Source organism: Xanthomonas sp. SHU 199 (assembly GCF_000364665.1).
Lineage (GTDB): Bacteria > Pseudomonadota > Gammaproteobacteria > Xanthomonadales > Xanthomonadaceae > Xanthomonas_A > Xanthomonas_A sontii.
This window is the reverse complement of the sequence record NZ_AQOI01000784.1, coordinates 1-554: the sequence shown is the minus strand read 5'-3', so window position 1 is coordinate 554 and position 554 is coordinate 1. Positions and strand designations below refer to the sequence as shown.

General features: G+C 77.8%; 1 pseudogene. It reads right to left on the bottom strand.

The window, feature by feature from the left end:
* Window positions 1–554, bottom strand: a pseudogene (locus D183_RS25575) (ankyrin repeat domain-containing protein); the annotation flags it as partial.

Below are 554 nucleotides of genomic sequence, written 5' to 3'. Positions count from 1 at the left end.
CGAGCAGGCGGGTCAGGCCGCCGCGGCCGGCCGGCGACACGCCGTGGCGCAGCATCGCCTGCAGGCTGGGCACCGCCTCCACGCCGCGCGAGAGCAGCGCGAACATCGGGGTGTCGCCGCAGGCATCGAGCACCTCCGGCTCGGCGCCGTGCGCCAGCAGCCAGTCCACCGCCTGCGCGTTCAACGCCAGCGGCGGCTCGTGCAGCAGCGCGCCCAGTTCCTCCGCCGCGCACAGCCGCGCCAGCGCGGACAGGCCGTCGCGCGGCTGGCCCAGTTGCAGGCCTTCGCGCAGCAGTTCCAGCGGCGGACGGTCGGGCAGCCCGGCTGGGCCGGTCTCGCCCTGGCCGTCGCTGACCGCGGCCGGCAGCGGATAGTCCGGGTCCAGCGCGGACACGATCGCCCAGCGCCCGGCCTCGGCGGCCAGGTCGACGGCACGGCGGCCGCTCTGGTCCGGCTGCGCCGGCGCCACGCCCAGCTCCAGCAGGCGCCGGATCAGCCCGGGGGCGACGTGGTCGGCGGTGCAGGCCAGCAGGATCGCGTTGCGGCCATCGCCA